This window comes from Zwartia hollandica (assembly GCF_019923725.1).
Classification (GTDB): domain Bacteria; phylum Pseudomonadota; class Gammaproteobacteria; order Burkholderiales; family Burkholderiaceae_B; genus Zwartia; species Zwartia hollandica.
Genome location: NZ_JAHXRI010000001.1, coordinates 212,893 through 235,532, shown reverse-complemented (window position 1 = coordinate 235,532; position 22,640 = coordinate 212,893). Strand labels below are relative to the sequence as shown.

At 53.0% G+C, this 22,640-nt stretch carries 20 protein-coding genes; 12 read left to right on the top strand and 8 right to left on the bottom strand.

Going from position 1 to position 22,640, the window contains the following annotated elements; all coding sequences use genetic code 11:
• Nucleotides 1–9 precede the first annotated feature (9 nt).
• From KZZ10_RS01090 to KZZ10_RS01070, 5 genes are all read right to left on the bottom strand, one after another.
• A complete protein-coding gene (locus tag KZZ10_RS01090) occupies nt 10–3,147 on the bottom strand; it encodes an error-prone DNA polymerase (RefSeq protein WP_259659642.1) in 3,138 nt (1,045 codons plus the stop codon).
• The gene (locus KZZ10_RS01085; RefSeq protein WP_259659641.1) at nt 3,131–4,483 is read right to left on the bottom strand and encodes a Y-family DNA polymerase; all 1,353 of its coding nucleotides are present in this window, start codon (nt 4,481–4,483) and stop codon (nt 3,131–3,133) included. Before KZZ10_RS01085 ends, KZZ10_RS01090 begins: the two co-directional genes overlap by 17 nt.
• On the bottom strand, nt 4,419–5,156 hold the full coding sequence (gene imuA / locus KZZ10_RS01080; protein ID WP_259659640.1) for a translesion DNA synthesis-associated protein ImuA: 738 nt from the start codon (nt 5,154–5,156) through the stop codon (nt 4,419–4,421). Before imuA ends, KZZ10_RS01085 begins: the two co-directional genes overlap by 65 nt.
• 71 nt (nt 5,157–5,227) lie before the next feature.
• The gene (locus tag KZZ10_RS01075; RefSeq protein WP_259659639.1) at nt 5,228–6,016 is read right to left on the bottom strand and encodes an NRDE family protein; all 789 of its coding nucleotides are present in this window, start codon (nt 6,014–6,016) and stop codon (nt 5,228–5,230) included.
• Complete coding sequence (locus tag KZZ10_RS01070; protein WP_259659638.1) at nt 6,016–6,927, bottom strand: DMT family transporter; 912 nt, start codon at nt 6,925–6,927, stop codon at nt 6,016–6,018. The genes KZZ10_RS01075 and KZZ10_RS01070 overlap by 1 nt, the downstream gene beginning before the upstream one ends.
• Nucleotides 6,928–7,045: 118 nt before the next feature.
• Here KZZ10_RS01070 and folC point away from each other — a divergent pair, with 118 nt between their 5' ends.
• The 4 genes from folC (at nt 7,046) to purF (ending at nt 11,260) form a co-directional block, all read left to right on the top strand.
• Complete coding sequence (gene folC / locus KZZ10_RS01065) at nt 7,046–8,353, top strand: bifunctional tetrahydrofolate synthase/dihydrofolate synthase (RefSeq protein ID WP_259659637.1); 1,308 nt, start codon at nt 7,046–7,048, stop codon at nt 8,351–8,353.
• A 64-nt stretch (nt 8,354–8,417) separates the two neighbouring features.
• Complete coding sequence (locus KZZ10_RS01060) at nt 8,418–9,209, top strand: SPOR domain-containing protein (protein ID WP_259659636.1); 792 nt, start codon at nt 8,418–8,420, stop codon at nt 9,207–9,209.
• Nucleotides 9,206–9,694: a CvpA family protein gene (locus KZZ10_RS01055; protein WP_259659635.1), complete on the top strand. Its 489-nt coding sequence runs from the start codon at nt 9,206–9,208 to the stop codon at nt 9,692–9,694. Before KZZ10_RS01060 ends, KZZ10_RS01055 begins: the two co-directional genes overlap by 4 nt.
• A 51-nt stretch (nt 9,695–9,745) precedes the next feature.
• The gene (purF, locus tag KZZ10_RS01050; RefSeq protein WP_259659634.1) at nt 9,746–11,260 is read left to right on the top strand and encodes an amidophosphoribosyltransferase; all 1,515 of its coding nucleotides are present in this window, start codon (nt 9,746–9,748) and stop codon (nt 11,258–11,260) included.
• On the opposite strand, the gene KZZ10_RS01045 is transcribed toward purF, so the two are convergent.
• Genes KZZ10_RS01045 through map form a run of 3 tightly spaced genes read right to left on the bottom strand, consistent with a single transcriptional unit; the run spans nt 11,229 to nt 15,133 of the window.
• Complete coding sequence (locus KZZ10_RS01045) at nt 11,229–11,720, bottom strand: disulfide bond formation protein B (protein WP_259659633.1); 492 nt, start codon at nt 11,718–11,720, stop codon at nt 11,229–11,231. The two genes, purF and KZZ10_RS01045, sit on opposite strands and share 32 nt — an antisense overlap.
• Complete coding sequence (locus tag KZZ10_RS01040; protein ID WP_259659632.1) at nt 11,710–14,298, bottom strand: [protein-PII] uridylyltransferase; 2,589 nt, start codon at nt 14,296–14,298, stop codon at nt 11,710–11,712. The genes KZZ10_RS01045 and KZZ10_RS01040 overlap by 11 nt, the downstream gene beginning before the upstream one ends.
• Nucleotides 14,299–14,332: 34 nt before the next feature.
• Entirely contained in the window at nt 14,333–15,133 is an 801-nt protein-coding gene (map, locus tag KZZ10_RS01035) for a type I methionyl aminopeptidase (RefSeq protein WP_259659631.1), read from the bottom strand.
• Between the two features lie 167 nt (nt 15,134–15,300).
• Between map and rpsB the strand changes: the two genes are divergently transcribed.
• The 8 genes from rpsB (at nt 15,301) to rseP (ending at nt 22,611) form a co-directional block, all read left to right on the top strand.
• On the top strand, nt 15,301–16,047 hold the full coding sequence (gene rpsB / locus KZZ10_RS01030) for a 30S ribosomal protein S2 (RefSeq protein ID WP_259659630.1): 747 nt from the start codon (nt 15,301–15,303) through the stop codon (nt 16,045–16,047).
• 98 nt (nt 16,048–16,145) lie between these two features.
• Nucleotides 16,146–17,024 carry a translation elongation factor Ts gene (gene tsf / locus KZZ10_RS01025; protein ID WP_259659629.1) on the top strand — a complete coding sequence of 293 codons (879 nt, stop codon included), beginning with the start codon at nt 16,146–16,148 and terminating at the stop codon, nt 17,022–17,024.
• A 91-nt stretch (nt 17,025–17,115) separates the two neighbouring features.
• Entirely contained in the window at nt 17,116–17,832 is a 717-nt protein-coding gene (gene pyrH / locus KZZ10_RS01020) for a UMP kinase (RefSeq protein WP_259659628.1), read from the top strand.
• A gap of 11 nt (nt 17,833–17,843) precedes the next feature.
• A complete protein-coding gene (gene frr, locus KZZ10_RS01015) occupies nt 17,844–18,404 on the top strand; it encodes a ribosome recycling factor (protein ID WP_259659819.1) in 561 nt (186 codons plus the stop codon).
• A gap of 12 nt (nt 18,405–18,416) precedes the next feature.
• On the top strand, nt 18,417–19,181 hold the full coding sequence (gene uppS, locus KZZ10_RS01010; protein WP_259659627.1) for a polyprenyl diphosphate synthase: 765 nt from the start codon (nt 18,417–18,419) through the stop codon (nt 19,179–19,181).
• Nucleotides 19,182–19,184: 3 nt separating this feature from the next.
• Nucleotides 19,185–20,030, top strand: coding sequence for a phosphatidate cytidylyltransferase (locus KZZ10_RS01005; protein WP_259659626.1), 846 nt, complete (start codon nt 19,185–19,187; stop codon nt 20,028–20,030).
• Nucleotides 20,024–21,226, top strand: a complete 1,203-nt coding sequence (ispC, locus tag KZZ10_RS01000; RefSeq protein ID WP_259659625.1) for a 1-deoxy-D-xylulose-5-phosphate reductoisomerase — start codon at nt 20,024–20,026, stop codon at nt 21,224–21,226. The genes KZZ10_RS01005 and ispC overlap by 7 nt, the downstream gene beginning before the upstream one ends.
• Nucleotides 21,227–21,246: 20 nt before the next feature.
• Complete coding sequence (gene rseP / locus KZZ10_RS00995; RefSeq protein ID WP_259659624.1) at nt 21,247–22,611, top strand: RIP metalloprotease RseP; 1,365 nt, start codon at nt 21,247–21,249, stop codon at nt 22,609–22,611.
• Nucleotides 22,612–22,640 lie beyond the last annotated feature (29 nt).

Genomic DNA, 22,640 nt, shown 5'->3' with positions numbered 1-22,640 from the left:
ATAAACGAATTATAGAGTGTGCGCGCTTTGGAGCGTATGCAGCAATGCCGTCTGATCTTCCAGACGACCTGCCAAAAGATGTTTGACCCCCTGTATATGTTGCCAAACTCCAACTACGCCCAGTAATGGGGCATGCAAAAGCAGATGACGTTCTCGTTCTAGTAACGAGGCTCGTACGATTACGTTTACAGAGCCTGTTTCATCCTCGAGAGTGAGGAACAGAACACCATTGGCTGTAGGAGGGCGCTGTCTTAAAATGACGAGCCCACAGGCACGTGCAAGTCGACCGTCCTCGAAGTCAGAAAGTGACTGTGCTGAAAAAAATCGCAGTCGGCTTAATTGACTGCGTAATAAAGCGAGCGGGTGGCGGCCGAGTGTATAGCCAAGTTGGCGGTAGTCCGTCAACATGTTCTCCGCTTCACTCGGTGCTGGTAAATCGAGCGAAATGTCATCCTGTATCGGTGCTTCGCGCAATAAGCCTTTGGTCGCGATGTGACCGGTAACTTCCCAGGCAGCGTTTCGGCGATGAGTAGACCAGCAATCGAAAGCGCCAACTTGCGCTAACTTTTGTAGCGTACTGTGACTAAGTTCAGTCCGCTTTGCGAAATCCTGTAGATTGGCAAAGGCAGCCTCGCGGCGGACCCGCTCAATAACAAGTGCAGAGGCGCGCTCCAGGCCACTGATTTGATTCAGACCTAACTGCACCGCAGGTCGTGCGGCTGACCTAGGTTGCGCCAGCGTACAGTCCCACATACTCTTTTCTGCATCGACTGGGTAAACAGTAACGCCATGGCGACGTGCGTCTTGTATCAACTGCGAAGGTGCATAAAAGCCCATTGGCTGCGCATTGAGTAGGGCCACCAGAAAAGCCTCGGGCTCGTGGCATTTAAGCCAAGCACTGACGTATGCCAACAAGGCAAAGCTCGCCGCATGGCTTTCAGGAAATCCGTACTCTCCGAAACCCTCAATCTGCTTAAAAATTGCATCCGCAAATTCTGATGTGTAACCGTTAGCGAGTAGGCCATTAATTAGGCGTGTTCGAAACTGATCTACGCCACCTTTGCGCCGCCAAGCAGCCATTGATCTGCGTAGTGCGTCCGCTTGACCTGCATTAAAGCCAGCCGCAACCATAGCGATTTTCATGACTTGCTCTTGAAAAATCGGTATTCCTAAGGTGCGCTGCAGAACTTCACGTACCGCAGGACTGGGATAGACAATCGCTTCAAGACCTTGACGCCGCCTGAGATAGGGATGGACCATGCCGCCCTGGATCGGACCTGGTCGTACGATGGCAACTTCGATCACTAGGTCATAAAAACAGCGTGGCTTGAGTCGCGGCAACATACTCATTTGCGCGCGCGATTCGATCTGAAACACGCCGACGGTATCTGCCTGACAAATCATGTCGTAGGTCGCAAGATCCTCTTGCGGAACCTCATGCAGTTCGAAACGCGTTACGCCCCGGCGTCGGGCGGTTAAATGCAATGCTTGACGAATAACGGTCAGCATTCCTAGGGCTAATACGTCTACTTTGAGTAACCCGACGGCATCCAAGTCATCTTTATCCCACTGCACGACACTGCGTTCGGGCATTGCGGCATTTTCAATAGGTACCATGCGCGAAAGCAAGCCGCGCGCAAGAACAAAACCGCCTGGATGCTGGGATAAATGACGCGGAAAACCCATGAGGGCTTGAGCAAGTTGCGCCCATTGTTGGGTAACAGTTTCTTCGGTATCCATGCCCGCTTCAGCAAGGCGTTTCATTAGCTCTTGTTTGCCATCCCACCAGCGATAAGATTTGGCTACTTGATCGATACGCCCTGGATCAATGCCTAGCGCACGACCACTATCACGCAGCGCACTGCGTGGTCGATAAGACGTCACCACAGCAGTGAGAGCCGCCCGAGTGCGACCGTATTTTTTATATAGATACTGAATAACTTCTTCGCGACGGTGATGTTCGAAGTCAACATCGATATCGGGAGGCTCATTACGCTCGCGACTAATAAATCGCTCGAAGAGTGCATTGCCATTTGCAGGGTCGACCGAGGTAATGCCCAAGCAATAGCAGACAGCGGAGTTTGCTGCAGAGCCTCTGCCTTGACAAAGAATGTCTCGACTCACAGCGAATTTCACTAAGTCATAAACCGTTAGAAAGTAAGCTTCGTATTGCAGCTCTGCGATAAGCGTAAGTTCTGCATTGAGCTGCTGTTGTACCTGAATAGGTATGCCGTTTGGGTAGCGTTGTTGCGCTCCCAACATGGTTTGTTCGTACAGATACTGCTTAGCGGTATAGCCGTTCGGGACAACTTCCTCAGGATATTCGTAGCGCAGACTGTCCAAGGTAAAGGTACAGAGCTGTGCAATGCGGACGGTTTCTTGCAGTAGCTCTGCACGATACAGCGCGGCCAGCCGCATGCGGCTACGCAGATGTTGCTCTGCATTTGAGGCAAGCAAATAGCCGCACTCGCTCACTGTTTTGCGCAGACGGATTGCTGCGAGCGTGTCGTGCAGCGGCTTGCGCGAACGCTTGTGCATTTCAACTTGCCCTAGTGCGACGCAAGGTAAGGCATGGTGCGTTGCTGCACGTTCGATTTGTTGATTAATAGATCGTTCGTGACTGCGATACAGGTAACTGATTCCCACCCAAGCGCGTTCGGGATAGGCTGTCTTAAGCCACTTCAAGCGTTGATCTAGCTCTTGAGGTGTCGCAAAGTAATCGGGCATTAGAACAGCCAGGCAACACTGGGTGAGCACATCGTCAGGTTGTAATAAGTACTGACCCTTTGGGGCTTGCATACGCCCACGCGTGATGGTTTCACATAAGTTGCCATAGCCCTCGCGATTTTGCGCCAGCAAAATTATTCGGAAGGATCCGTATACCTTGGGTGTGATGCGTAACTCTGAGCCGACTAAAAGTTTTAGACCTATTTTCTTGGCTTCAACATGTGCGCGCACAATCCCTGCAAGGGAGCATTCGTCTGTCAGGGCAAGCGCGTGATAGCCTAGGGCAGCGGCTTGCGCAACGAGACTTTCTGGCGCAGAAGCGCCACGCAAAAAAGAAAAGTGGCTGGATGCACTGAGCTCTGCGTACTCTGGTAGCCCTGACGGTTGTTCTATATGCATGGCGCTAACTGAAGATTCCATGCAAATACCAATGCGCGGGATCCGTATCGCGCTCACGGTAAATCCAATAACGCACACCAGTTTTATCGCGGGCCTCAAAATAATCTCTTGCGATACTTGGTCCATCCCACCAGCCACACTCGAGACGCTCAGGGCCACGTAGTAGCTCAAGTGTCGTTTGATAAAACGGCCGATCTCGTTCTAGACGCAGTGCAAGTGGAACGGGTAGCAGCCAGAAAGGTCGATCGAGTAACTGGAGTGCGTCGTCCTGTGTGGGCTTTTCATGATTGATGGGTGTGCATATCCAGCTGTTTGCGATCTCAGGACGATGGTCCGCGACTGGTGCGGGGTGTAATAACGATTTCGGTCCTAACCTTGATGTGAGCAGATCAAAAAGTTTGCGTCGCTCTGCGGGCGTGCGAAGCGTTTCCGGAAACAATCCCCCTGCGGTGTGTTGTAGCTCGGTGATATCGAGGCTCTCTACTGTTAAAGCTACAACAGAATCTTTTAGAGGTAAGCGCTCAAGGTGCTCATGTACTAGCAGGGTGAGGCTGCCAAGCGTATATACCGGCTCGGCGAACGCTAAATCGTGTTGTGTGTGTACGGCACTCTCTTTGTAGCGTTCGTGGTGCAAGGTAATGCGTAAGCGCGTGAGGGCACTACGTTTGGCAACAAGCCATGCGCACAACTGCGATAGCACGTGTTCCACAACGTGCATAATGGCTGCGGTATGCTCCATACGCTCAGTCAAATCGAGATACTGCACAAATCGAGGTGGAGGCACATAGGCTTTAAGCGCCGTGTGTGCTTGACTGTACGCAGCATCGAGCTCTTTTAGAAGTGCTGGTCCGATCCGTCGCGCTAGCCCTGCACGCGGCAAAGCACGCAAATCCTTGAATGTTTTACAACCAATCGCATCGAGCCAGTTGCGATGCTCTTGCGCGCCGGGCAGAACGAGGCAGGAGAGTGGGTCGAGTGCTCGCTTCAACGAGGCGAATGAGCAAGCGTAGCGGAAAGGCACTTGCCTAGCGTTTGTGAGTAGCCATGCGCCTGTCGGGGTCGGAGCCACGCTGGTGCTGAGCTGACCATGCAATGTGCTCGTACCCTTTCGTATGTTGTAGAGAATTTTTCGTAGGCCGCCAAATAAGCGTAAGCTTGCCTCAACCTCTAGCAGCAGGGTATGTTCTTCTGCTTGATAAACCGCTGGTGTATAGGCGAGCGCATGCTGAGCGCAGTGATCGAAAATCGATTGCTGCGCTTGCACGGAACGCTTAGCGATTAAGGGCTCGGGTTCAGAGTGCCAAGGCGGTTGCCAGCGTTCGAGTGCGTGTAGGCGCAAGCCGATCCATATCGCCATCTTGAGTGCTCATAAAGTCGTTATGCGTGTCACGCGGGAGACAAAGCAACTTGCTGTGCAATGCACCACGTCGTTTGATGACAGAAATATGCAAATTCCCTGCGCGATCGGGTTCTAGTGTGAGCCGTAGACTGGCGGGTGAAGCGATTGCCTTGACCGCAAGTGGTCGGTACATCACGAAAAGGGTTTGGCTTGTTTGTGCAGCTAGCTGTAGTCGTTTGAGTGCAAGTTGTGGGATGCTGTCTGTCCAGCAGAACAGCGCCGCACAACTCCCGTTCTTAAGTGTTTGCTCCGCTGCCCACCATTGATCACGGCGCTGTGCTGTACGCACATAAAAAATGGAACGAGGCGTCTTTAACCAGTTTTTCCAACAAACAATGTTGGGGATGTACGGTGGATTAATGAGCGCGATCGTCTGCAGCGGGTCGAGCGAGGCGAGCGCAGGGCGCAATAGACGTAGTTCGCCAATTCCCGCACGCGCGATCAGGAGTTCAATTAATACACCCGTTGGCCAGCCACGACCAGGTAGTTCGGCATCAAGGCTTTCGTGCCCTGTGCCAATGGTGGGGCGTGTGTATGTACTGAGTTCAGAGCCTCGCCAAAGGTCTGGATGAATGTGCTGTGGCTGAGCGATAGCACGGGTGTTTTGCGTCGAAATCGAGGAGAAAAGCATACTGAAGGCTGAAAGAGTTGAAGAATAATACTGTACAAATATACAGTATTATTTTCTTTTTCAAACAAACTTCAAGCAATAATTTTTTGTTGCTGCGTGTCGATTTCCCAGCGAACAAGACCTTCGGTTTGGCCTAATGAGTTATAGCGTTTTTCAAGAAAAATCGCTTTTCCATCAACGTGTTGCAGAACAATCGTGGTGCAGCGTGTGCCGTACCGGGGATCTGTAATGAAGGGACTACCTAAAATTTTTTCGCGTGCAAGCCCAACACCGGTGTCAGGCAGTTCATGTTCAGCGGCCGCCGTCGTGTCTTGCAAAATACTAAACAATACTTCTGCCGAAGGGGTTGTTACATCACGCAGGTGGTTTTCAAGCGCGTTGCGTGTGCGCAATACTTTCGGCCAAGGAGCATTCAGTACAGCGTTAGAGAGCCCAAAGATTCCGGTCGTTAATTGCTGTGGTGGTGTAGCACTGCGGTTTGAGCAATACCAAAGTTCGCGATGATCCCCCACAAGCAGGTTGAAGCCGTTATAGAGTGATGAGTCTTGATGTACGGTCTGCGCGTACGCTTGGGCGGTGTGGTTTCCCCGCAGATAGTTTTCTGTGAGTTGTCCTCGCGAAGGCGCATCGAGTTTACGAGGGGTCGGCTCACGGTAGTTCGTCAGCAATGCGATCCGTCCTGAAAGCGTCATGCCGAGCCAAGTTCCGCCAGCCTCAAGATCACGTCCGCCCAGAATATGTGTGGCGTTATCCCAAGGTGCAGCGCTTAGGGTAGGGCGGGTGTGCAACTCATCGCGATTCGCCGCAATGATAAGTGGCCAGTCAGGTAAGCGATTGAGGGAGAAAATTGCCAAGCACATTAAACAACCTGCTGCTTTTTCTTAGGGATGTTGACAAGAATCATTCCGCTCAACACCATCAGCGCACCCCAGACGAATTCTGGATGGAGCGGATCATCCAAGATCCACACCCCAAACGTGACTCCCAGCAAGGGTGTGAGAAACGTAAAAATGGACACGCGGGATGCCAGGTAATGACGCAATAACCAAAACCAAAGCAGTAAGCTTAAAAAGGCAATCACGACACCCTGTATTAAAACGCTAGTGATGACGAACGGGGTCCAGTTCACACTGGCATTTCCCGTGGCTAAGCAGACCAACAATATCCCGATTGACGCACAAAAGAGCTGGTAGAAAGTTGTTTGTGCTGGAGGCAACTTGGCCAGTTCACTGCAACGGATGATGACCGTTGTCATTGCCCATAGAAAACCCGCGCCCAAACCTAAAAGATCACCCCATATTGTCGTAAGGTTGAAATGTGGCTGATCAGCACCGCCAAGAAACGCGACCGCGATTCCGGTAAAGCAAGTCAGCACGCCGCACCATTGCAACCAACTGAGGCGTTCTTCCGGTACCCAGTAATGCAGGCCTAACGCAGTAAAAATGGGTGTTGTGTATAGAAACACCACCATGTGAGAGGCGGTGGTGCGTGCGAGCCCCTCACCAATCATCCACCACTCGGCAGCAAATAATAGGCCCACCAAGCAACCAACCACCCAAGGCCCACGCCATAGTGCGAGTGATATTTTCTTGTGCCACATAAACAGCGCGAGCAGCACGCAACCGATGAAGCCGCGCAAGGCAATGTGCATCGCTGGAGCGATATCCTGTGCGGCGAGTTTTAGAAAAATTTGTTGTCCACCCCAAAGTGTGCAGAGAAAAACAATACAGGCGAAGGCCGTGCCGTCTAACGGTTTGCGGGAGTTGGACATACATTTCCTTGTTGACAACTGATTTTACACACCACGCTTAACTAGGCTGGTGGGCGCAGTGCCTGTAGCCCGACTGTTAAACTGCAATCTACGAAGAACAATCCGGATAGCAATGTTTATGGTTTCCACGCACCCACCTCAAGGTTCTACGCTCGCAGCGTGGCTTGCTTATCTCGAGGCGCTTCATCCCAGCGCGATTGATATGGGGCTAGAGCGTGTACAGCAAGTTGCCCATCGCCTCGATTTACAGGCGGAGGCGGTCAAAATTGTGGTTGGTGGCACGAATGGTAAAGGCTCAACCTGCGCCATGCTCGAGTCAATTTTGTTGGCGGCGGGCTATCGGGTTGGGTTGTATACGTCTCCGCACCTGATTTCCTTTAATGAACGTGCGCGCTTGAACGGTGTCATTGTCGATGATGCCATGCTCGTTGATCAACTTGAACGGATCGAAGCCGCACGCCAAGGCGTCTCCCTGACATACTTTGAGTTCACGACACTTGCTGTGATGGCGCTCTTTGCCACCCAGGCGCTCGATGTCTGGGTGCTAGAAGTCGGCTTGGGTGGTCGATTGGATGCGGTCAATATTGTGGATGCCGACTGTTCTATCGTGACTAGTGTTGATATTGATCACACCGATTGGCTCGGTGATACACGTGAAAAAATCGGCTTCGAAAAGGCACACATTTATCGTTCAGGTCGTCCTGCAATATGCAGCGATCCGGCGCCGCCTCTATCGTTGCTGCAGTACGCGCAAGATATTGGTGCAGATCTGTGGCTATTTGGCCGCGACTTCAATTATTCCGGTGATCGACAGCAATGGGCTTTTGCAGGCCGACAGCAGCGGCGCAATGCTCTAGCCTATCCCGCTTTGCGAGGGGCTAATCAGCTGTTGAACGCCTCTGCAGCACTCGCAGCACTTGAAGCGTTACGTGAGCGACTCGCGGTGCCCCAGCAGGCCGTAAGACAGGGGCTGTTGCAGGCGTCTCTGCCAGGACGTTTTCAAATCTTACCCGGCCAACCAACAACCATCTTGGATGTGGCACACAATCCCCATGCGGCGGCTGTACTGGAAAAGAACCTTGGAAATATGGGCTTTCACCCTTACACGTACGCAGTGTTCGGAATGTTGGCCGATAAGGATATTGAGGGCGTGTTGGGGCACATGGCTGGACGGGTAGACCACTGGTTTTGCGCAGGACTGCCCGGGGCTCGAGGGGTAACCGGCCAAGCGTTAGAGTCGCGTGTGCGGCAATATGTGCAAAGTTATGATCCAAGTGGCGCTAAAAACATACAAGTTTCTGGTTTTGTCAATGTCGAAAAAGCCTATCAAGCGGCCGTCGCCAAGGCTAACCCGGATGATAGAATCGTAGTGTTCGGATCGTTTTTAACAGTTGCCGAGGCACTTACTGCAATCGGACGCATTTAAAAAAAGTCCAATCACTTTTGGTGACTATGTGCGCGATCAGTTTTACGGCCAGGATGTGTGAATAATGGGACTGTTTTCTAGAAAAGATAGTGCCAGCGCCCGCAAGCCAGCGGTCAAGCCTCGTCCCTCGGTTACGAGTGAGGCCCAAGCGGCTGAAATGCGTGTACGGGCGCGTCGTCGTCTCGCTGGCGCAGTGGCGTTGGTCTTAACTGCGGTCATTGTCCTGCCAATGTTGCTTGACTCAGAGCCCGCCCCAGTCGCGACAAATATACCGATTCGCATCCCTGATCGTCAGGCAGCTCCCTTTGGGCCGAATGCGCCAGAGCCGCCTGCGGCGGTTGAACCCACTGCGGTCGCGCAGGCGACTCCTGGCGCCGCCCCAGCTCCGGGAGCAACAGCCGCAGTTTCGGATGATCCGAAGCCTGAGTTAAAAGTGGATCCCAAGCGTACCGATCCTCCTACTCGCACGGAGCCTCCAAAAGCCGCGAGCCCGGCGCTGAGCGCACGCTCGGCAGACGGCGAGCGTGCGCTCGCCTTGCTTGAAGGCAGGCCTGTCCGACCCGCTGGCGCAAGCCCAACACCCGCTCAGACTGCAGCACCTCGTCCCCCACCGGCAGCAGGCAATTTCGTTGTACAAGCCATGTCGCTTGATTCAGCAGATGATGCGCAACGACAGCGTGGGAAGTTGTTAGCTTCCGGTGTGAGCAATGCTTTTGTTGATGGCCCAGTGAATGTGAACGGTAACCCCAAGTATCGTGTGCGCATCGGTCCGTTCCCGTCCCGCGAGGCAGCACAGGCTGCTCAGACTCGGTTGCGCACGTTGGGGTATAGCGGCGCCTTTATAGCCTCGCAGTGACCGGATTCGATTTCGTTCTGATTGCAATACTTGGGGTCTCGGCTGTGCTGGGATTGTTGAGAGGGCTGCTCAAAGAAGTGTTGTCATTAGTCGCCTACATTTCAGCATTTTTAGCTGCGATTTGGTGGGGCCCCGAGGTCTCTGATTGGGTAGAGGCCTGGATTACACAGTCCTTTTTAAGAATGGCTGTCTCTTACCTAGGGATCTTCATCGCAGTGTTACTGACGCTCGGGCTCGTCAATATGACCTTGAGTGCTTTGATTAGTAAGACAGGCTTGACTCCCGCGGACCACGGTCTGGGGGGGCTATTCGGTCTAGTGCGAGGCGCCTTGTTTGTTTTAATTTTAGTGACCTTGGCGGGTTATACGCCATTGCCGAACGAATCGTGGTGGAAGAACGCGATGTTTTCGGCGCAGGTCGTCTCGGCAGTTCAACAAATTAAAGTGCGGCTGCCTGAACCGATCGCGGGATGGTTGCCCTACTGAATGTGGTCTTCGTGCTTTATTTTTTCGGTTTAACCGATATCAGGAATTTTCATGTGCGGAATTGTCGGAGTCATTGGTCGCGGACCGGTTAATCAGTTGCTTTACGATAGCTTGTTGTTGCTGCAGCACCGGGGTCAGGACGCTGCAGGCATTGCGACATCGAACGGCAATCATTTCAATATGTACAAGGCGCATGGCTTAGTTCGTGATGTCTTTCGTACACGCAATATGCGGTCATTGCCTGGCACTTCTGGCATTGGGCAGGTCCGCTACCCTACGGCGGGTTCTTCTGAAAGCGTAGAAGAAGCTCAGCCGTTTTATGTCAACGCGCCATTTGGCATCACCTTCGCACATAACGGTAATCTGACGAACTGGCACGAGCTGCGCGAATCGTTGTTTAAAGTAGACCAGCGGCATATCAATACGAATTCTGACTCCGAGGTGCTGCTCAATGTTCTCGCGCATGAGTTGCAGCGGGCTGCGAATGGCGTGTCTCTGGATGAAACTGCAATATTCAAGTCGGTTAAGGCGGTCCATCAGCGGGTGAAGGGCGCCTATGCAGTCGTTGCGCAGATTTCTGGCTATGGATTGCTGGCGTTCCGCGATCCACATGGCATTCGGCCGTTGTGTTTGGGGCGTTTTGATACGGATCAGGGATCGGAATGGATGGTCGCATCCGAGTCGGTTGCGTTAGAAGGCTCAGGCTTTCAGTTCGTGCGGGATGTGGCGCCAGGCGAGGCGATTTTTATATCTCTGGATGGCAAGTTGAGCAGTGAACTTTGTGCGGCCTCCACGGTGCACGCGCCCTGTATTTTTGAGTACGTTTACTTTGCTAGGCCTGACTCTGTCTTGGATGGTGTCTCGGTCTATGGCTCGCGCTTAAAAATGGGCGAGTATTTGGCAGATAAATTAGCCAAGACTCTTAGACTCGGTGACATTGATGTTGTGATGCCTATCCCTGACTCATCGCGTCCTTCCGCTATGCAACTCGCAGATCGACTTGGGTTGAACTACCGCGAAGGACTCATTAAAAATAGATACGTCGGTCGCACGTTCATTATGCCCGGGCAGGCTGTCCGAAAAAAATCTGTGCGTCAAAAACTGAATACGATTGGGATGGAGTTTAAAGGTAAAAATGTACTGCTCGTAGACGATTCGATCGTTCGAGGCACTACGAGTCGAGAGATTGTGGATATGGCGCGCGCCGCTGGTGCAAACAAGGTGTACATGGCCTCTGCTGCGCCACCCGTGCGCTACCAGAATGTGTACGGCATCGATATGCCCACCCAAAAGGAATTGATTGCGACCGGACGCGATGAGGCGGAAATTGCAAAAATTATTGGTGCTGATGCATTGGTATATCAAGATATTGCTTCAATGCAAAAGTCCGTCACTGACTTGAATCCTGCATTAACAAGATTCGATAATTCTTGCTTTACCGGAGACTATGTCACTGGCGATATTACGCCCGAATACTTAGAGCGACTGGGTCGCAGCCGACACAATGCGCAAGATGAGGCGAGTGGACTACTCTTTAATATGGGTTACGCCGCAGAAGACAACTGAGTCGATAGACCGAGGCAAGCGCAATCAACGCAAACAACGTCAGACTCCAATAAGCGTATTCGATGCCCAACAGCGTAATGCGAGCGTCCATGCAGCTTGCGTAGATGCCAAACAGCCATGGCACCGCAGACTCTAGCCCGGTCTTTGTCATCCATTGATCTGCTAGGCTCTGTGCGCATGAGAAACTTTGCGATGCAACTTGTGCTTGGTAGATCGCGGCCGTAATGCCAGCTAAGGCAATCGATAGTATGAGCGCAAAGCATAATGCGAGTTTTGTTCGTTGCGCTTGTCCGAGTGAGCCCAAAAAACCAACGGCTGCAATGAGCAAATACAGCATGCGTTGGGCCACACACCAGGCACAAGGTTGCATGTCATAGACATGTTGCGATACCAGCGCAATAAGCACTGCAAGCAAACTAATCGATGCGATGTATAGCTGAGCGCGTTGATCAGGCTGCATTCTTTTGCTCCACGCCTAGTACAGCTAGCAGAGCACGTTCGAACTGTCGCTGTGTGCGTGGTTGTGCGAGGGTGTCACCACTGATGACGAACACATCTTCGATCCGGTCGCCCAGCGTCATGACCTTAGCCGTTTGCAGGTTGATTGCATAGGACACAAACACTTGAGCGATGTCGCCGAGCAGGCCGGGGCGATCACTGGCGATGACGTCTAGGCGCCAGCTCTGGCTGCGCTCGTCGGGATAGAGCTCAACGATCGGTGGGAAGGGAAAGGCTTTGGAAAGCCGGGATGGCCTTAGGCCAAAGGCATCAGCGGCTCCGCTTGCGTCTTGTGGTGCATCTAAATGCTGTGTAAGTTCGTGTTCAATAAGTGCCGCAATCGTTCGCAAATCTTCGTTGCCATCAGTCGGTAGCACCACAAAGCTGTCCAAGGCATAGCCATCGCGCGTCGTGTGAATGCGCGCATCTTGAATGCTGATGAGACGCCGCGCAAAATAGCCACAGATGCGTGCAAAAAGATCTGCAACATCCTTTGTGTAGACCAGGACTTGTATGCCTTCGCCCCCGTCAGTAGGTCGTGCCTTCACAATCGTTTGGGTTGTCCCGACGCGGTGATACAAGTGTCTTGTATGCCAGGCGATTTCACTTGCTTCATGGCGTAAAAAGTAGGCGACATCCAACTGCTTCCAAAATGCCTCTCTCGTTTCGTCACGTAAACCCGCGAGGCGAACAAGGCCGGACGCTTCTTCCATCCGCTGTCGCAGCACAGTGTTCGCATCGTCGCTTGTACCACTGAAGGTCGCGCGGGTTTGGTTGTAAAGGTCTTCAAGCAATTTACCTTTCCAAGCGTTCCAGACTTTAGGGCTTGTGCCGCGAATATCGGCGACGGTCAACAGGTATAACGCCGTTAACCGCCTCGGAGTCTCGACCAATGTTGCAAACTCTTTGATGACCTCTGGGTCTGACAAGTCTTTTTTCTGTGCGACGTGAGACATCAGCAGATGGCGGTGGACGAGGAATACGACCAGGTTTGTATCTTCTTTAGACAGGCCATGATCGCGAGCAAAGCGCTTGACTTCCTCGGCACCTAAGGTGGAGTGGTCTCCGCCTCGCCCCTTCGCGATATCGTGAAATAGCGCTGCAACGTAGAGTAACCAGTGGCGATCAAAGCTGGCCGTCAGTCTGCTTGCGAGTGGATACTCTTGCGCATGTTCGGGCATTGTGAACCGGCGCAGATTGCGCAAGACGGCTAGCGTATGCTGATCAACCGTGTATACGTGAAACAGGTCGTGCTGCATCTGACCCACAACAAGGCGAAATACGGGCAGGTAACGGGGCAGAATGTTTAGCATTGTCATGCGTCGCATCGCATGCACAATGCCATGTGGCTGTTGCAATATTTGCAGAAACAAAGCACGATTGGTTTGCGAGCGTCGAAACTGCGCGTCAATACGATGACGTGCGTGCCAAATTGCACGCAGTGCTCGTCCAGAGAGCTCTGTTAAATCAGGGTGTTGTTGCATCACCAAGAACACGCCTAAGAGCTGCTCGGGGTGCTGTTCAAAAACCTCGTCGTCGATGATGTCCAACCGATTTCGGTGCGCGACGTAAAAGCTATTGATCGGTCGGACTTCATCGCGATTTGGAGGAAACAAGTTTTCTTCGATATTTTGGACGAGGAGTGTGTTGAGCTGTGTCACCAACCTTGCCGCCCAGTAGTAGCGTTGCATCAGAATTTCACTCGCGCGCCGTGTTGCGGTCGCTTCGATGCCATACGCCTGTGCTAGGCCATGCTGTAGATCAAACAACAAGCGATCCTCACGACGCTTAGCCAAGAGATGTACTTCGATTCGCACTCGCTTAAAGGCCTGCTCCGCGCGTCTTAAGTCACGCGCCTCTGCGGAGGTGAGCAGGCCGGCATTGGCGATTTTCTGCCAACTATTACCAAAGCCTGCCGCACGTGCCATCCACATAATCACTTGCAGGTCACGCAGGCCGCCTGGTGATTCTTTGCAGTTCGGCTCGAGAGAGTAGGGAGTATCCTGATAACGCGCATGCCGTTGCTGCATCTCGGCCCGCTTGCTTTGAAAGAAAACACGGGCATCAAGGTGCTCGGTCATGCGTTGATGCAGTGACTGCGTCAACTTACGACTGCCGGCAATCCAGCGCGTCTCGAGCAGTGACGTCTCTACAGTGATATCGCCTCTTGCTTCGGATACACATTGTTCGATTGTTCGAACACTGCAACCCGGCTCTAGGCCGATGTCCCACATCGCGGCAACAAGTGCGCTGAGCGCTGATTCATCACTCTCGCTTGGCTCTTTGGGCAGCAAGATCAACAGATCGACATCGGAGAAAGGATACAGTTCTCCTCTGCCGTAGCCACCAACGGCAGCAAGCGCTGCACCTTTGGGGAGTGGTAGATGTTTAAGCAAACTGCGCAGGGCCTGATCAGCGCACTGACGTAGCGCACCAAGTAACTTGTCTGCCTGTGGCTTGGTGCGATAGGCCTCGATGGCTGATAAACGCGCGGCCTGAGCGTGACTGCGGATAGAAGCGAGTGTTGTTGTATCAGTCATGTTGTCGAAGCAGGCGTTGCGAAGTTCAATCAAACTATGTGGTGATGAATGCGGGAGGCGCTGGCATGCCGTCAGAGATCGTCATGACCTCGAAACCGGTCTCGGTCACGAGCACGCTGTGCTCCCATTGCGCGGAGAGGCTGTGATCGCGTGTGACGACGGTCCAGCCATCAGCCAGTTGTCGAATCTCACGTCGTCCAGCGTTAATCATCGGTTCGATCGTAAATATCAACCCTGGTTCAAGGCGTTGACCAGTGCCGGCTTTACCATAGTGCAGAATTTGAGGGTCTTGGTGAAACACCTTACCAATTCCGTGTCCGCAAAACTCCCGCACAACGGAAAAACCGTTCTCCTCGGCGTGTCGCTGAATTGCCTGGCCGATGTCTCCAAGGGTATTGCCGGGCTTAACCTGAGCAATCCCCAGCCACATGCAGTCAAATGTGACCTCAGTCAGACGCTTGGCTAGAATCGAGGGCTCCCCGACGTAATACATCCGGCTCGTGTCACCGAACCAGCCTTCCTTGATGATTGTCACGTCGATGTTCAACACGTCGCCATTTTTCAAGACCTTGTCTCCGGGAATTCCATGGCAGACCTGGTGGTTGACCGACGTGCAAATAGCGCCAGGGAACGGGGGGTAACCGGGTGGGGCGTAGCCCACCGTCGCCGATTTGACCTGCAGCACGTTTGTCAGGAAGTCTAGGCAAAGCCTATCGAGCTCTCCGGTCGTGACGCCGGGCTTTACGTAGGGGGTAATGAAATCCAGCACTCGCGCGGCGTCTTTGCAGGCCGCCCGCATGCGGTCTAAATCGATCGAATTGGTGACTAAACCCATGTTGACTTGAGTATTGAGGGTGAAAGATAGTAGAATTATAGGCTTACCGTTGTTTTTTAACGGTTTATTTGTAAATCGCGTGATGCGCCGCCAGGGTGCCAGTGCGCAGCCTCAAGGCTGTTGCTGGTGCAGGCGTCTCACTAGACCTAACCCTCGGAGCTCTTACTATGTCGTTAATGCGTGAAATGTTGGAAGCGGGCGTGCACTTCGGTCACCAGACCCGTTATTGGAATCCTAAGATGGCCCCCTTTATTTTCGGCCATCGCAACAAAATCCATATTATCAACCTCGAGAAAACAGTCGCAAACTACCAAGAGGCGACTAAGTTTCTGCGCCAGGTTGCGGCCAAGGGCGGTAACGTTCTGTTTGTTGGTACAAAACGCGCTGCGCGCGAACTCGTTGCGGCTGAAGCGCAACGTGCAGGTATGCCTTTCGTTGATAGCCGTTGGTTGGGCGGAATGCTCACTAACTTCAAGACGGTGAAGAGCTCGATCAAGCGCTTAAAAGATATGGAAGTGATGATCGCCGAAGGCGGTACGGAGCGCATGACCAAGAAAGAAGGCCTGATGTTTCAACGCGAACTCGATAAGCTAAACAAGTCGATCGGCGGCATCAAGGACATGAACGGTCTGCCTAGCGCAATTTTCATGATTGATGTGGGATACCACAAGATTGCGGTTGCAGAAGCTAAAGCTTTGGGCATCCCTGTGGTTGCTGTGGTTGATACCAACCACTCCCCAGATGGCATTGATTACATCATTCCTGGTAATGATGACTCTGCCAAGGCCATCGCACTGTACGCGAAAGGCGTGGCTGACGCAGTACTCGCCGGGCGTACAGACAATGTGAACGGTTTGGTTGAAGAACTCGCGCAGGGCGAAGAGTTCATCGAAGTCGATCAGGCGAAAGCCTAGGTAGCCACCGCGCTCTGCGCGGTTATTTGGCGCTTGTCTATCTTGCCCGACCCTGAGCCTGCTGGCTTAGGGCGGGCACAACACAATCTGGAGTAGTTATGGCTGAAATCACCGCCGCAATGGTTAAAGAACTGCGCGAGAAAACCGACGCGCCAATGATGGAATGTAAGAAAGCCTTGACAGAAGCGGCTGGCGATATGGCACGCGCCGAAGAGATCTTGCGTGTCAAGCTTGGCAGCAAAGCTAGCAAGGCAGCAAGTCGTGTGACCGCTGAAGGACTAATCGGCTTGTACATTTCACCCGATGCAAAGCAGGGTGCTGTTGTCGAAATCAACTGTGAAACGGACTTTGTCGCTAAGAATGACGACTTTGTCGCATTTGTCGCTAATATCGCCAAACTTGTGGCAACGTCTTCAATATCCGACGTAGCTGCATTGTCGGCAACTGCTTTTGGTGATGGTACGGTTGACTCAGTGCGCACAGCCTTGATTGGCAAAATCGGCGAGAACATTTCTGTTCGACGCTTTCAACGCTACAACACGGCAAACAAGCTTGCTAGCTATGTTCACAGCGGCAAGATTGGTGTGTTGGTGGAGTTTTCTGGTCCGGACGAGGTGGGCAAAGATTTGGCGATGCACATAGCCGCGACAAAGCCACGCGCAGTGGACGAGACCGGCGTTTCAGAGGCAGACAAAGAGACCGAACGTTCGGTTGCGCGCCAAAAGGCAGCCGAGTCCGGTAAACCGGCGGAAATCGTTGAAAAGATGGTTGAGGGCTCGGTTCAGAAGTTTCTCAAGGAAGTGGCACTGCTATCGCAGCCGTTCGTTAAAAACGATAAACAGTCAGTTGCCCAGATGCTGAAAGAAAAAAGCGCATCGATTGCAGGCTTCTCACTTTTTGTGGTGGGCGAAGGCATCGAGAAGAAAACCAGCGATTTTGCTGCTGAAGTGGCTGCCGCTGCTGCCGGAAACGCATAATTTTGTACTCTAAGCCGGGCGGCGCAGTAATGGCCGCCCGGCTTTCGTTTACACTTTTGTTCGTGATCAATATCCCGGAAAAATAACGCATATGACCAGCAGAATGCATAAACGAGTTCTCCTCAAACTGTCTGGCGAAGCGCTCATGGGTGATGACGCTTTCGGTATCAATCGCGCGACGATTATGCGAATGACCGATGAGGTCGCCGAGGTCGTCGCCATGGGCGTGCAGTTGGCCATCGTGATTGGTGGCGGCAACATCTTTCGCGGCGTAGCGCCGGGCGCCCAAGGTATGGATCGTGCGACAGCCGATTACATGGGCATGATGGCGACAGTGATGAATGCCTTGGCCTTACAGGACGCACTGAAGCACAGGGGTGTTGACGCCCGTGTTCAGTCTGCACTGAATATCGAACAAGTCGTCGAACCCTATATTCGTCCCAAAGCGTTGCGCTACCTCGAAGAGGGGAAAGTCGTCATATTTGCCGCTGGAACGGGTAATCCGTTTTTTACGACCGACACTGCAGCGGCCCTACGAGGCGCTGAAATTGGTGCGGAAGTTGTGCTCAAGGCGACCAAGGTCGATGGCATCTATACGGCCGATCCAAAAAAGGATCCCGCCGCCACGCGTTATGCGCGGATTAGTTTCGACGAGGTCATTATGCGTCGGCTCGAGGTGATGGATGCGACGGCTTTCGCATTGTGTCGTGATCAAAAGTTGCCAATCAAGGTGTTTTCAATCAATAAGCCTGGTGCGCTTAAGCGCGCTGTAAGTGGTGAGGACGAGGGTACGCTCGTTCATGTCTAGAGGGATAAATGATGAGTACTGCCGAAATACAGAAATCGATTGAAGCTCGGATGAGCAAGTCGCTTGAGACCCTTAAAAGCAATCTTGCGAAAATTCGTACGGGACGTGCCCACACCGGGATTCTTGATCACGTTCAAGTTGAGTACTACGGCTCTCCTGTGCCAATTTCACAAGTCGCTAACGTGACACTCTTGGATGCTCGCACGATCAACGTTCAGGTTTGGGAAAAGAACCTTGGAGGGACCGTAGAGAAAGCGATTCGGGACTCCGATTTAGGCTTAAATCCGATTGGAATGGGAGACAGTATCCGCGTGCCGATGCCGGCCCTCACCGAGGAGCGCCGCCGTGACCTCAATAAGGTGGTGAAGTCTGAGGGTGAGGATGCAAAGATTGCTGTGCGTAATTTGCGTCGCGATGCAAATGACAGCTTCAAAAAACTCGTTAAAGACAAGACAATTTCTGAGGATGACGAGCGTCGCGCGCAAGATATCGTACAAAAACTGACAGATCGTTGCGTCACAGAAATAGACAAGTTGGTCGCCCAAAAAGAAGCCGAGATCATGACGGTTTAATCCGTCTTATTTATGGCGATCAGCTCAACTAAAACCGTGCCGAGTACGTCGGCGACCCCAGAACACGTTGCGATCATTATGGATGGCAACGGCCGCTGGGCCTCGCAGCGATTTCTCCCTCGTACGGCAGGGCATGCTAAGGGTGTGCAGTCCGTGCGTCGCGCAGTCGAGACCTGCGGTAACGCAGGTGTACGCTACTTAACACTTTTCGCGTTCAGCTCTGAAAACTGGCGACGGCCTGCGGATGAAGTCTCGTTGCTCATGCGATTATTCGTGCAGGCTCTTGAGCGAGAGGTGTCGCGCTTGCAAGAGCAGGGTGTGAGATTACGTGTGGTCGGAGACCTCAGTCCTTTTGAGCCTAAGCTGCAGGAGTTGATTACGCAAGCTCAGGACAGCACCGCTCAAAACGATGCGCTACACCTAACCATCGCGGCCAATTACGGTGGACGATGGGATATTTTGCAGGCGACCCGTCGTATGCTCGCTGCTCACCCAGAGTTGGTGGCCAACCCAGAACAACTAGACGAGCAACTGCTCTCCAATCATCTTTCGATGGCATGGGCTCCAGAGCCCGATTTGTTTATTCGGACGGGTGGCGAGCAACGAATTTCGAATTTTCTAATCTGGCAGTTAGCTTATACCGAGTTATTTTTTACCGACTGCTACTGGCCCGATTTTGGCGAACAAGAGTTACGCCAGGCCTTTGACTGGTACAGCACCCGCGAGCGACGCTTTGGTCGCACTAGCGCTCAGGTGCATGGCACAGCGAAGACGTAGATCATGCTCGGACAGCGCGTGATCACTGCCGTTGTGCTGCTGTGTCTCTTGACGGTGCTGTTGTCGATCCCTTCAGCTTGGCCTTTTCTTATCTTCTTGTCCTTGACCTGCGCGCTTGCCGCATGGGAGTGGGGTCGTTTGCTTTGGGGACGCGGTACGCAGCTGCCATTATTCATGGGGCTTCTGCTTTTTGTCATCACGGTCACTCAGGCCTGGATGTGGATGCCATCCGGTTCCGGTGACCAGAGGTTGCTGCTTTGGTCGACTCTGTTTTGTGTCTTTGGTTGGCTCGTGTTTGTCAGTGCTGCGCTGCTAAGAGCTCAAACGCATGTTCGCCAGTCCGCATTGTTGTGGAGCCTGTTTGCCGCAATCACGCTTTTAGCGACATGGTCTAGTCTGGCTTGGCTCTTTTTGGCCAAAGGCGCTCAGTTCGTTCTCACGATGTTGGCGGTCATTTGGATCGCTGATATCTTCGCTTATTTTGCCGGCAGGGCCTTTGGACGTCGCAAGCTTGCCCCGCGCATTAGTCCTGGAAAGACAGTCGAGGGCGCACTGGTCGGTGTCATAGGTGTTGTAGCTTGGGTGGTTGGAACAGCCCTGTATTTGCCCGACAGCTTCGGCTTTGAGTTGGCGCAACGCTGGGGTTTGTTTGGCGCAGCTGTGCTGTCGGTGTTTTTGGCTCTGTTTTCTATCGGTGGGGACTTGTTCGAGTCGCTTTTAAAAAGACGTGCGTCGATGAAAGACTCAAGTAGTCTTCTTCCAGGCCATGGTGGTGTATACGATCGAATTGATGCGGTTGTTGCTGTCGTGCCGTTGGCTTATCTTTTTCTGGGACACTCTCCGTGGTGAAGCGCGTGACGGTCCTTGGCTCTACCGGCTCAATTGGGCAAAACACGCTTGACGTGCTTGCAAGGCACCCTGATAAGTTTGCGGTTCACGCGTTGTCTGCTTACTCCCGCATCGATGTGTTGGTTGCACAAGCGCGCGCAGCGACTGCTCGAGTCGTCGTTGTGCCAACGGACGCGACTGCTCGCGAATTTCGTCGGTTGTGGGGTGAAAACACGACACCTCCAGAGGTAAGGGTGGGAGCCAACGCCCTGACGGACACGGCTGGCGATAATCAGAGTCAGATCGTGATGGCTGCGATTGTGGGTGCTGCGGGCCTGCCTGCGGCCTTAGCTGCCGCACAAGCGGGTAAGCGAGTGTTGCTTGCCAACAAAGAGGCCCTTGTTGCTGCGGGGTCGTTGTTCATGGCTGCTGTGAAGGCAAACGGCGCTGAGCTATTGCCCATCGACAGTGAGCACAACGCGATCTTTCAGTGTCTCCCCCATCACGGTCGAGCGAGTGCTCCGTTAGAGCCAGCACCAGGCGTACGTCGATTGATTTTGACGGCTTCTGGCGGACCTTTTCGTTCGAGGCGTTGGGAAGACTTGCATACAGTTACTCCCCAGGAGGCTTGCGCCCATCCTAATTGGAGTATGGGGCGAAAAATCTCAGTCGATTCGGCAACGATGTTGAATAAGGGGCTTGAGGTAATCGAAGCGCACTGGTTATTTGCCATGCCTGCAGATCGAATTAGCGTAGTCATTCACCCGCAGAGCGTGGTTCACTCCATGGTCGAGTACGAGGATGGCTCGGTGATCGCCCAACTTGGGCAGCCCGACATGCGCACACCTATTGCGTATGGGCTCGGGTTTCCTGAGCGCATCAACTCAGGCGTGGGAATGCTTGATCTTGCGGCTGCGGGACGCCTTGATTTTGCTGAGCCAGATTTGCTACAGTTTCCTTGCTTGCGGCTGTCCTTTGAAGCCTTACGCAGCGGACAAGTCGCCTGTATCGCGCTAAATGCTGCGAATGAAATTGCGGTAGAAGCATTTTTATCCAACAAACTCTCCTACACTCGGATACCATCAATCATCGAGCGCGTTCTTGAGCAGATGTCATCAATGCATGGCGCTCAGATTTGCGCGATTGATGATGTCCTAAGCCTTGATCTTGAGGCTAGGCGGCACGCACAACAGCTCGTATCCATACAGTCGAACTGAAGATTTTTCTGGCGCAAACTATGCTTGTTACCCTTTTGGCCTTTGTCGTCACACTTGGTGTGTTGATCACGTTTCATGAGCTCGGTCACTACTGGGTTGCACGTTGGTGTGGTGTGCGGGTATTGCGATTTTCAATCGGATTCGGTCGTGTGTTAATCAAACGCGTAGATCGACATGGCACGGAATGGGCCCTGTCTGCGATTCCGTTGGGCGGCTACGTCAAGATGCTGGATGAGTCGGATTTAGCGCCGGCGTCCAGTGCAGCAGACACGAAAGCCAAGCAATCGCCAGAGAGTTTTGCTGCTCAGCCGGTGTCGCGACGCATTGCGATTGTTGCCGCTGGTCCAATCTTTAATTTGCTGTTGGCAGCTTTTCTGTACGCTTTGTTGAGTTTTGTTGGGACCGAAGAACCGGCGGCCGTCCTTGCGACGCCGGTCGCTCAGTCGCCCGCTGCAAATGCGGGTTTGCAGTCAGGTGATCGGATTACTGCTGTGGATGACGCACCGATTAAATCTTGGTCAGAGTTGCGCTGGAGCTTGCTGCAAAAGGTAGGGGACGGCGGCACGATCGAGCTGACGATTGAGCAACGCGGCTCAACGCTCAGTCGGGCGCTGCAGATGCCTGTCTTGGCGGATCCGTCAGCGGTAGACCCACTTCGCGTACTCGGTTTGCGGTTGGCAACAGGTACGCCGGTGATACGCGGCATCGTCGCCGATAGTGTCGGCATGGCCTCTGGCTTAAAGATCGGGGATCGCGTTTTAGCAGTTCAAAGACAGGGGAACTTGGATGTAGGTCAGTTGATTCAACTTATTCAACAACACGCCGATAAGCCGTTGCAGCTTGAGATTGAACGGGATGCTGAAAAATTAAGTATTACTTTAGTTCCTTCGGCGGTTGTGCAGGCAGATGGGCAGATTGTTGGCCGGATCGGCATCCAATTGGGTGGAGATCCTGAGCTCGTAGCCGTGAGTTATGGTCCGATAGATAGTGTGGTCAAGGGTGTAGTCAAAACCTTTGATACGGCTTGGTTTTCCCTCCGGATGATGGGCAAGATGATCTTGGGGGAGGTCTCGGTTAAGAACATCAGTGGGCCGGTCACCATCGCTGATTATGCTGGCCAGTCCGCAAAGATTGGCTGGGTTTCCTTTATTGGCTATCTTGCGCTCGTGAGCGTCAGCCTTGGGGTACTTAACCTGCTGCCGATACCGATGCTAGATGGAGGGCATCTGCTGTACTATCTCATAGAGATCGTACGTGGAAGTCCGCCCCCCGAGCGATTTATGGAGTGGGGGCAAAGGATAGGATTTGGGCTGTTGTCTGCGCTGATGGCGCTTGCACTATTTAACGACTCGATGAGGTATTTAACGCAGTGGCTTACGCCATGATACGTGCGCCTCAGCCGCGTCATAGATGA